This window comes from Candidatus Frankia nodulisporulans, from assembly GCF_902806475.1.
Classification (GTDB): Bacteria; Actinomycetota; Actinomycetes; order Frankiales; family Frankiaceae; genus Frankia; species Frankia umida.
In genome coordinates this window covers 1-10,129 of the sequence record NZ_CADCWS010000156.1, presented here as the reverse complement: position 1 = coordinate 10,129, position 10,129 = coordinate 1, and the positions used below count along the sequence as shown (strand labels likewise).

The following is a 10,129-nucleotide window of genomic DNA, read 5'->3' as shown; positions in this document are numbered from 1 at the left end:
ACTTCCGATGACCAACCATCCCTCAAACCTCCAAGGGATCATTTAACCTACGGCCATTGGAACTGGGGGTCCTCCGGACGCCAGTCGTCGATCCACCGGCTGTGGCGGGCTGATGTCATGGTTTACGGGCTCCTCGGGAGCGGGTGAACGGGATCACCGGACGGGGTGACGCGCCGCCGACGGTAGGAACCTCGTGTTTCCGGCTCTCCAGACCGGTATTACACCCACGGAAAACACTTCTCTCGACACCGCTCCGGGCGCTGTGAGCGGGTAACAGTGCGCCTTCACGGGCCGACCTGGAACACCGTGCGGATGACGTCATCTGGTTGTTTCGTCTGGTGTCACCATGGTGAAACGGCTTCGTTCTACGGTCCACGTACGGAGCGCAGGACATGGCAGCGGATGACGTGCGGGCGGATAACCCTGCGAGTGGAGGTGGGATGTGGTGTCGGCCGAGCGGGTCAGGTCGGTGTGCTCGTACTGCGGGGTCGGGTGCGGCATGGTCCTCGAGGTCGAACCTGGCCCGAACGGGGGGTCCCGGCTGCGCCGGGTCAGCGGCGACAAGGAGCATCCGGCCAACAGCGGCCGGCTGTGCACCAAGGGCGCGACCAGCGCCGACATGCTCGCCGCCGCGACTCCACGGCGGCTGCGCACCGCCCGTGACCGGCCCGTTCGCGGTGCCGAAGCCCACGACGTCCCCGTCCAGGCCGCGATCGACACCGTCGGCCGTCGCCTGCGCGCGATCATCGACGAGCACGGCCCGGACGCCGTCGCCCTCTACGTCTCGGGGCAGTTGACGCTCGAGGCACAGTACCTGGCGAACAAGCTGGCCAAGGGGTTCATCGGAACGAACCAGATCGAGTCGAACTCGCGGTTGTGCATGGCCAGCGCCGGCAGTGGCTACAAGCTGTCGCTCGGGGCGGACGGCCCGCCCGGCTCCTACGACGATTTCGACCACGCCGACACGTTCCTGGTCATCGGCGCGAACATGGCCGACTGCCATCCGATCCTGTTCCTGCGAATGATGGAGCGGGTCCGCGCGGGAGCAAAACTGATCGTGGTCGACCCGCGGCGCACCGCGACCGCGGCCAAGGCCGACCTGTTCCTGCAGGTGCGCCCGGGCACCGACCTCGCGCTGCTCAACGGTCTGTTGCACCTGCTGGCCGCTGGCGGCCACGTCGACGAGGAGTTCGTCGCCGAGCACACCGAGGGCTGGGCGGCCATGGAGCCGTTTCTCGCCGACTACCCGCCGGCGACGGTGGCGGAGCTGACCGGCCTCGCCGAGGACGACCTGCGCCGGGCCGCCGACTGGATCGGCGCGGCCCGCGGCACCTGGATGAGCTGTTGGACGATGGGCCTCAACCAGAGCACCCACGGCACGTGGAACACCAATGCCCTGGTCAACCTGCATCTGGCGACCGGCGCGATCTGCCGGCAGGGTGCGGGTCCGTTCTCCCTGACCGGTCAGCCCAACGCCATGGGCGGCCGCGAGATGGGCTATATGGGTCCGGGCCTGCCCGGCCAGCGCTCGGTGCTGGCCGAGGCCGACCGCGCCTTCGTCGAGCAGCGGTGGGGTCTGCCACCGGGACGGCTACGCACCGAGGTCGGACGTGGCACCGTCGAGATGTTCCAGAAGATGGCCGACGGTGAGATCAGAGCCTGTTGGATCCTCTGCACGAACCCGGTCGCCTCCGTCGGCAACCGGTCGACGGTGCTCGCGGGCCTGGCCGCCGCGGAGTTCGTCGTCAGCCAGGACGCGTTCGCCGAGACCGAGACGAACGCGCACGCCGATGTGCTCCTGCCCGCGGCGATGTGGGCCGAGACCGACGGCGCGATGATCAACTCGGAGCGGAACCTGACCCTGACCCGCCGCGTCGTCGACCCGCCCGGCGAGGCCTTGGCGGACTGGCGACTCATCGCCGCCGTCGCCACCGCGATGGGCTACGGCGCGGCGTTCAGCTACGCCAGCGCCGCGGAGATCTTCGCCGAGATCCGCGGGTTCCACAATCCACAGACCGGCTATGACCTGCGCGGCATCACCTACGAGCGGCTGCGTGCGGGCCCCGTCCAGTGGCCGGCGGCGCCCGGTGCGGCCCCGCGCAACCCCATCCGCTACCGCAACGACGGGGTGAGCCAGCCGCTGCTGGTGCGCCCCGACGGCACCCGCCCCCGGCTGGTGTTTCCCACCCCGGGTGGACGCGCGGTCTTCCACCCCCGGCCGCACCTGCCTGCCGCCGAACTGCCCGACGACGACCATCCGTTCCTGCTCAACACCGGACGCGTCGCGCACCAGTGGCACACGATGACCAGGACCGGCACGGTGGCGAAGCTCAACCGCCTCAACCCCGGGCCGTTCGTCGAACTGCACCCCTCGGACGCCGCCGACCTCGGCATCGGCGAAGGCGACCGGGTGCGGATCGCGTCGCGCCGCGGCCATGCCGTGCTGCCCGCGGTCGTGACCGACCGGGTGCTGCCCGGTAACTGCTTCGCACCGTTCCACTGGGGTGACGTGTTCGGCGCCGACCTCGCCGTCAACGCCGTCACCAACGACGCCGTCGACCCGATCTCCTTCCAACCCGAGCTGAAGCTCGCCGCCGTCTCCCTGACCAGAGTGGACGTGGAACCGCGCACCGCCACCACGCCCGCGCCCGGTCGCGCGGAACACCTCGACGCCCCCACTGGCAGGGCCGCGAGTTCCGATGCACCGATCACCGCGAGCCGTCCGGACGGCTCCGCCGGGCCCCAGAGCGACGGGAGGCGTCCCGCGGACCGGAACCTGGCGCTGCTGCGCGCCCTGGGCACCACGTTCGGCCTCGACCCGGCGCCCCCGCCGCTGACCGAGCCGCAGCGCCACTATCTGTCCGGTTTCCTCGCCGCCGCGACCACGCTGGCCACCCTGACCGCCGATCACACCGCGGCCGTGGCCCCGCCCCTGCCACCCCTCCCCGCGGACGCACCCCTCGACCCGGCCACCGCCCTGTGGCTCGCCGGTTTCCTCGCCGGCGCTCGCCCCACCACCGAAACCTCGGCACCAGCCGACGTCCACCCACCGACGGACGACTCCGTCAGCATCACCGCCCCGGCCACCACAGCCGGTACAGCCGCAGCCGGTACAGCCGGCACCAATGTCAGCGGCGACATCGGCGACACCGGCGACAGCGGGTCCGGGTCGGATCCGGGGGCACGGGTGGTGCAGGTGCTGTGGGCATCGCAGACCGGTAACGCCCAGGAAGCGGCCGAGACGATCAGCGACCGACTGACGCGAGCCGGTTGGCGACCGCGGCTGCGGGAGATGTCGGTCTCCGCGACCGAGATCAGGCGTGACCCCGGCGATCTGCTCGTCGTGACCAGCACCTTCGGCGACGGCGATGCCCCCGACAACGGCGGCGTCCTGTGGGACGACCTCAGCGCCGAGGATGCCGCCCGGTTCGACGGTCGTCGCTTCGCCGTCGCGGCCCTCGGCGATTCGAGCTACGCCGATTTCTGCGGCCATGGCCGGCGCCTGGGTGCCCTCGGTGGCCACCGGCTCGTCCCCCGCGTCGACTGCGAACCGGACTACGCCGACGCCCTCGACAGCTGGCTCGACGACGTCCTGGCCGCACTGACCACCGCACAGCCCGCACAGCCCGCACAGCCCGCACGAGTCGACACACGTCCGGCGACGACCGCGCTGCCCCGGCCGCGGACGTCCTCGGAGGCGGACCGGACGCCGAGCCGCACCGATCCGCTGCCGGCGCCGCTGGTCGGCAACCGTCTGCTCAGCGGGCCCGGATCGACGAAGGAGGTACGCCAGTTCACCTTCGACGTCGGTGGCGGCGGTCTGGACTACGCCGTCGGCGACGCGCTCGGGGTGTGGCCGGTGAACTGCCCCGAGCTGGTCGCCGAATGGCTGGCTCTCACCGGACTCGACCCGTCCATCCCCGTCACCCTCGAGGGCGGCCAGGGCCGACCGACCGCGGCCACGTCGATGCCGCTGCATCTGGCGTTACGTCATCACGTCGACCTCACCTTGGTGCGCCCTGAGCTGCTCCGCTTCCTCGCCGACAAGAGCAACAACAGCACTCGCGCCGTCCGCACCGCCCGTGCCACCGGCGGTGCGGACGGACCGGGGGACGTCGCGCGGTTGCGCGAGCTGCTGGCGGCCGAACGGCGCGCGGACCTGGCCACCTGGGCCTGGGGACGGCAGGCGGTCGACGTGCTGGCGCAGTTCCCGGTGCGCGCGCGGGCCGAACAGTGGCTGGCGATGCTGCCGCGACTACGGCCACGGCTGTATTCGATCAGTTCGTCGCCGCTGGTCAACCCGTCCGCCGTGAGCGTGACCGTCTCGGTGGTCCGGTTCACCAACCCCCACGGACGCGTCCGTGGGGGCGTGTGTTCGACGTTTCTCGCCGACGCCCAGCCAGGTGACCCGCCGGTGGACGTGTTCGTACGGCGCTCACCGCACTTCCGGCTACCCGCCGACGACACCACGCCCATCGTCATGATCGGACCGGGAACGGGCGTCGCCCCGTTCGTCGGGTTCCTCCAGGAGCGCCAGGCCCGCGGCGCCCGTGGCCGGGCCTGGCTGTTCTTCGGTGAACGCCACCGCGCCACCGACTTCCACTACGCCCCGGAACTGACCGCTCTGGCCGAGGCCGGCACGCTGAGCCGGCTGGACCTGGCGTTCTCCCGCGACCAGCCGGCCCGCGTCCACGTCCAGGACCGGCTGCGCGAACACGGCGCCGAGCTGTGGTCGTGGCTCGCCGACGGTGCCCATCTCTACGTCTGCGGGGACGCGGCCCGGATGGCCCGCGACGTCGACACGGCGTTACGCGAGATAGCCACGACCCACGGCGACCTCACCCCCGAGGAGGCTGCCGCCCACCTGCGCACGCTCGCCGCGCAACGCCGCTACGTCCGCGACGTCTACTGACCATCCCGGACGGCCCAGCTTGGACGGCACGCCCTGGCTCGAGGGGGACGTCACGGTCCAGGTGACCATCGCGTCCGCGGTGCTCGTGGCGGCCGGGGGCGGCAGTGGCGAGGGTGGTTCCCTGGTCCTGATCGGCCGGCCGCCGCGGGGAGTCGTCAACGTCGTTGATTATCTTGGAGACTCCACCGCGGGCGGCCGGGAACCGCCGCGACATCCACCGTGATGTGTGGCTGCCGCGACGGCAGGTCGTCCGCCTGGGCCAGCCCTGAGGCCAGCCGGGTGCGTCAGCTACCGAGGACCAGGTTCGTGCCGTCGACGGACACGTTCGCCGCGGGCAGCGCGGTCTGGGCCGGACCGGCCTGCGGCGAGCCGTCGGTGATACTGAAGTCGCTGCCGTGGCACGGACACTTGATGACACCGTTCGCGACCGCGTTCACCTGGCAGCCACGGTGCGTGCAGGTGCTGCTGAACGCCTTGTAGCTGCCGGCGGTCGGCTGGGTGACCACGACCTTCTGCGCGGCGAAGATCATGCCGCCACCCACCGGGACCGAGCTGGTGGCGCCGAGCACGGTGCCGCCGCTGGATGCGCTCGCGCTCGCGGATGGTTCGGTGCTCGCGGATGGTTCGGTGCTCGCCGCCGCCGAGGTGGAGGGCGAGGAGGTCGAGCCCGACGACGCCGTGTCGTCGGAACTGCCCGAACTGCCGCAGCCGGCGACCAGCACCGCGCCGGAGGCGGTCGCGACGATCGCCGCGCTGGAGAGCACCCCGCGCCGCGTCGCGGGACCACGGGAGGCGGCGGCGCCAAAGGCCGCGTCGCCGCGTCGGTCGTCGCGCGCGTGCTGGGCGAGGTCGTCGAGAGTGGTCATGTCGCTCCTTGCGGGGTCGCCGGCCAGGGTCGAGTCGCTCACCGAATGACACGGGGGCGGGTGTGGACCGGTTCAGCCCGGATCGCGGCAGTTTCAAGCCACAGTGTCATCACAGAATTCACAGCTGCGTCATAGGTCAGCGACGTAGCGCGAGCACAAGGCAGAGCGCACGGTAACAGTCCCCGGACGAATCCCGCCGGTCCCCACGCCGTCCGTGCACGATCCTGGCGTGTGCCGCGGGGGCGCGGGTAGCGTCAAAGGGGTGCATCCTCGGCACGGCATCCACGATCCGAGCGCCGGCACACCGTCGCGGCGCCCCGGCTCGGTGCGGCGTACCCTCACCGTCGAGACGCGGTATCCGGCCGGCCTGCGTGGCACACTGGCCGTGCACGGTCGAGGTCGGGATCTGGTGACCCACGCCGACGGCACGGTCACCGTCGCCGCCGCGGGCTCCCTCGAGATCGAGGTGGACGGTTTCCACGGCCGTACCGTCACGGCCGTGCGCACCACCCCGGCGGTGCCCGCGCTCGCCGGGCTGGTCGGCGCCCGGCTGAGCGGCGGTTTCCGCACCCGGCTGCGCGAGCTCGCGCCGGATCTCGCCGGGGCGCAGCCGATCCTCGCCGCGCTGCTCGACGACGTCCCGATCGCCGTCCTGGTCAGCGGCACCATCCTGCTCCACGTCGCCCGCACGGCCGCCCTCGCAGCTGGGACCGCACCCGCCAGTCCCGCGAGTCCGCCCACGCCCACCGAGGTGGGGCTGCCGCCGGGGGCACCGTCGGCCACCGAGCTGGCGCGCGGCGCGGATCAGTGCGCGGGCTGGCGCCACGGCGCGACCATCATGGTCGAGGTGTCACGCACGGGTCGTCCACCCGCCCCGACCGGACCGCCGGCACCCTCGCTGGACTCCCCCGACGACCCGCTGGCCTGGCACCTCGGCGCCCTCGACCCGCTGGCCCCGTTCAGCTCACGCCGCCACCGCCGCATCGATCTGACCCCCACCGAGACCCCCGCCGAGGCCGGCACCGACGCCGAGCTCACGGTGGACGTCCTGTTCCGGGACAGTTACCAGCCCGAGGACGAACCGCAGACGATCGTGCACGAGTACGAGGTACACGGGGCTCTGGACGCACACTCCACCCGGTTCACCCGCCTGGCCGCGACGCCCCGGGTGCTGCCGTGGCTCGAGTGCCCCGAGGCGGTCCCCAGCGCCGCCTGGCTGGTCGGCCAGCCCGCCGGCGACGCCCGCGCCACCGTCCGCCGCGACTTCGTCGGCCCTCCGACCTGCACCCACCTCAACGACACCCTGCGCCACCTGGCCGACCTCCCGGCTCTGGCGAGCCTGTTGCCACCGGCGGGCCAGATCTCCTCCTGAGCCACCGATCCACGGAGCCGGCGGGTCACGGAGCCGGCGGGCCGTGCGTGGCGGCCGGATTCGGAAGGTGTCGTGTCCGCGACAGAACGCTGCGTGTAACCCGGGGTGCTATTGGCTGGTGTGCGCGAGACATCGAGCGGGACCGCCGACGCCGGCCGTCCGGGACAGCCCGGGTGGTCGGCCCGACGAACCACACGGGACGGTGGCACCAGGTGCAGGGCGGCGCGGGACGTCGGTTCGGACGCAGGCCGTCCGACATGACGCAACCGGTACGTGACCGACGCGTCGACGGTGTCCGGACGCCACCACGGCTGCGCATCGTCGGCCCGACGACCGGTCCCACGCCCCGGGACGGGACCATCCCGGGCCTCGAGCCCGCGCCGGACGTGGAGCCGGCGGCGGACGCCTCCTATCCCGGGTGGGAGGACATCTACCGCGACAACGTCGACCGCATCTACCGGCTGATGTTCGCCAAGGTCGGCAACAGGGCCGACGCCGAGGACCTGACGGCCGAGGTCTTCACCACCGCGTTGCGTCCGCTGCGGGTGTCGGCGAGCGTCGGTGAGGTCCGTGCCTATCTCAACGCCGTCGCCCGCACGGCCCTGGCCGCGCACTGGCGGCGTACCCTGGGGGTCGCGGTCACCGTCCTGGACACCGAGCATCTGGACGCGCTGGCCGCCGAGGCCACCCACGGCGCGCCGCGGCCCGCCGACCGATCGGACACGACCGCGAGCCCAGCGGTCACTCCCCCGGCGGGACCCGACTTCGTCGGCGGTTCGGTGGCCGCGGCCGAACAGATCCTCGCGGCTCTGTCACCGCGCTACCAGCAGATCCTGCGGCTACGGTTTCTGGAATCCCGAACGATCCGGGAGGCCGCGGCGGAGCTTGGGGTGAGCGTCGCGAACGCGAAGGTCCTGCAGCACCGGGCGCTACGCAAGGCTGCCCAGCTCACCCCGGGAGGACGACCATGACGCGGCGCGCGAAGCACCGTTTCATCGAGGATCTGCTCCACGGCCGCCGTCCCCACCCGTTCGCCGCCACCAGCCAGGACGCCGCCGAGCTGCGCGCGGCCATCGCCCTGCGGGCCGCCGCCCCCGACGCCGCCGCCCCCAGCCCCGACTTCCTCGCTGATCTGCACCGCCGCCTGGCCGCCACCCTGGATGCCACCGCGGACGCCACCGACACCCCGCCTCCCGCCGTCCCGTCACCCATCGGCCCGCCGCCGGCCGGCCCGCCACCCGTCGGCACCCTTGCCGCCGTTCAGTCTGATGCCGTGCGGCCCGATGCCGTGCGGCCGGATTCCGGCCAGCTCGGTGACGATGAGCTGGCCTCGCGGCGAGGCGAGACGGGCACACGGCGTCGGTTCGTCGGTGGCGCGTCGATCGCGGCCGCGGCGGCCACTGTCGGCGGCGCGGTCGGCGCGGTCGTCCAGCGGACGTTCGCCCCAACCGATGCCGAGCCGCGGCCCAGCGCCGAGACCTCGACGCTGATGCCGGCCACCGCGGTCTGGGCGACGGTCGCCACCACCCAGGACCTGCCCGAGGGGGGCGTGCGCGCCTTCGATCTGGGGACGGTCAGTGGCTTCGTGCGCCGCAGTGCCGGGCAGGTACGCGCCGTTTCCGGTGTCTGCACCCACCAGGGTTGCCAGCTCGCGCTGGACGCCGCGGAAAGCCGTCTGAACTGCCCCTGCCACCGGACGAGTTTCGCCATCAGTGGTGAGGTGCTGCATTCTCAGCTGCGTACTCCACCGCGTACGCTACCGGAATTTCAGGTACGCGAGGTGTCAGGTGTCGTACAGGTGTATGCGCCGCCCCGTCCGGTGTGACGTTCGGCGCATTCATGTCGACGTCTGGACGTGTAACCCGGCGGCCTATTGACAGGTGCGGAGCCGGCACCGAAGCGGGCTCATGAAGCCAAGGCCAGATACGGGCCGGAACGGTACTGTGGTGAACAATCAGTCTCTCGTCTGGTGGCGGCGGGCGCCGTTTTCCGGGGCCGTTCTCGCGACGGTCGCACTCACTGTTCTCGCCGCCTGCGGATCCTCCGGAAGCGACACGGCCGCTGCCACCCCACCACCCGCCGCCACCGCTGCGGCGGACGGCGGTGCCACCGCCACGGCGACGCCCATGACCGGAATGTCGATGTCGGGTACGCCGATGCCCGGAATGCAGATGCCCGCGGGCGGGACCGGTTCCGCGGCGCCGGCTCCCGTGACCGGGACGACCGTCGACATCAAGAACTTCGCGTTCTCCCCGGCGAACCTGACCGTCCGGGTCGGCACCACCGTCACCTGGACGAACCGGGATTCCGACGCGCACACCGTCGTCAGCTCCAACGGACCGCTGCGTTCACCGACGCTGGACACCGGTGACAGCTACCGGTACACCTTCACGAAGGTGGGCACCTACGCCTACCTGTGCTCGATCCACCCCTTCATGCTCGGCTCGGTACAGGTGACCGCGTGAGCGCCGACACCGGTAGCACCCACGGCACCGGAAGCGACGGCGACGGCGGTACCGGCGACAGCGGTCAGCGGGGAATGTCCCGGCGGCGGCTCGCGCGGCATGCCGCCTGGTTCGGTGCCGCGGTGGCGCTGACGGTGGCCGGGGGCGAGGTGACCCGCCACGTCATCGACGACGATCACACCGATGGCGCCGCCGCGGCCGCCAGTCCGGCCACGGACATCCGGTTCGTGCAGGTCAGCGACAGCCACCTGGGGTTCCACGGAACCGCCAACCCGGACGTCACCACGTCCTTCCAGCGGGCGATCAACCAGGTCAACACACTGCCCCTACCGGCCCGACTTCGTCGTGCACACCGGCGACATCAGCCACCTGTCCACCCCGGCGCAGTTCGACCAGGCGAAACAGATGATGTCCGCGCTGCGCACCGGCGCCGTCTACACGGTACCGGTGCGCATGACTCCGTCGACGACGGTGGCCGCGGCTACCTGGCCACCGTCGGCTCCGGTACCCGCGG

7 protein-coding genes and 1 pseudogene are annotated in these 10,129 nt (G+C 72.0%); 7 read left to right on the top strand and 1 reads right to left on the bottom strand.

From position 1 onward, the window contains the following. Positions 1-499: 499 nt before the first annotated feature. Positions 500-4,912, top strand: a complete 4,413-nt coding sequence (locus tag G6R24_RS14110; protein ID WP_163549712.1) for a bifunctional nitrate reductase/sulfite reductase flavoprotein subunit alpha — start codon at positions 500-502, stop codon at positions 4,910-4,912. A 61-nt stretch (positions 4,913-4,973) separates the two neighbouring features. Then, positions 4,974-5,135, top strand: a complete 162-nt coding sequence (locus G6R24_RS14105) for a hypothetical protein (protein WP_163549710.1) — start codon at positions 4,974-4,976, stop codon at positions 5,133-5,135. Positions 5,136-5,196: 61 nt separating this feature from the next. On the opposite strand, the gene G6R24_RS14100 is transcribed toward G6R24_RS14105, so the two are convergent. Next, the gene (locus G6R24_RS14100; RefSeq protein ID WP_163549709.1) at positions 5,197-5,778 is read right to left on the bottom strand and encodes a Rieske (2Fe-2S) protein; all 582 of its coding nucleotides are present in this window, start codon (positions 5,776-5,778) and stop codon (positions 5,197-5,199) included. Positions 5,779-6,040: 262 nt separating this feature from the next. On the opposite strand from G6R24_RS14100, the gene G6R24_RS14095 reads away from it, so the two are divergent. From G6R24_RS14095 to G6R24_RS14075, 5 genes and pseudogenes are all read left to right on the top strand, one after another. Continuing rightward, positions 6,041-7,150, top strand: coding sequence for a DUF2889 domain-containing protein (locus tag G6R24_RS14095; protein ID WP_225438516.1), 1,110 nt, complete (start codon positions 6,041-6,043; stop codon positions 7,148-7,150). Positions 7,151-7,407: 257 nt separating this feature from the next. Then, positions 7,408-8,121, top strand: a complete 714-nt coding sequence (locus G6R24_RS14090) for an RNA polymerase sigma factor (protein ID WP_163549707.1) — start codon at positions 7,408-7,410, stop codon at positions 8,119-8,121. Further along, positions 8,118-8,975, top strand: coding sequence for a Rieske (2Fe-2S) protein (locus tag G6R24_RS23385; RefSeq protein WP_163549706.1), 858 nt, complete (start codon positions 8,118-8,120; stop codon positions 8,973-8,975). Before G6R24_RS14090 ends, G6R24_RS23385 begins: the two co-directional genes overlap by 4 nt. 121 nt (positions 8,976-9,096) lie before the next feature. Beyond that, on the top strand, positions 9,097-9,615 hold the full coding sequence (locus G6R24_RS21675) for a cupredoxin domain-containing protein (protein ID WP_225438515.1): 519 nt from the start codon (positions 9,097-9,099) through the stop codon (positions 9,613-9,615). Continuing rightward, positions 9,612-10,129 (top strand): annotated as a pseudogene (locus G6R24_RS14075) (hypothetical protein); the annotation flags it as partial. The gene G6R24_RS21675 and the pseudogene G6R24_RS14075, both read left to right, overlap by 4 nt.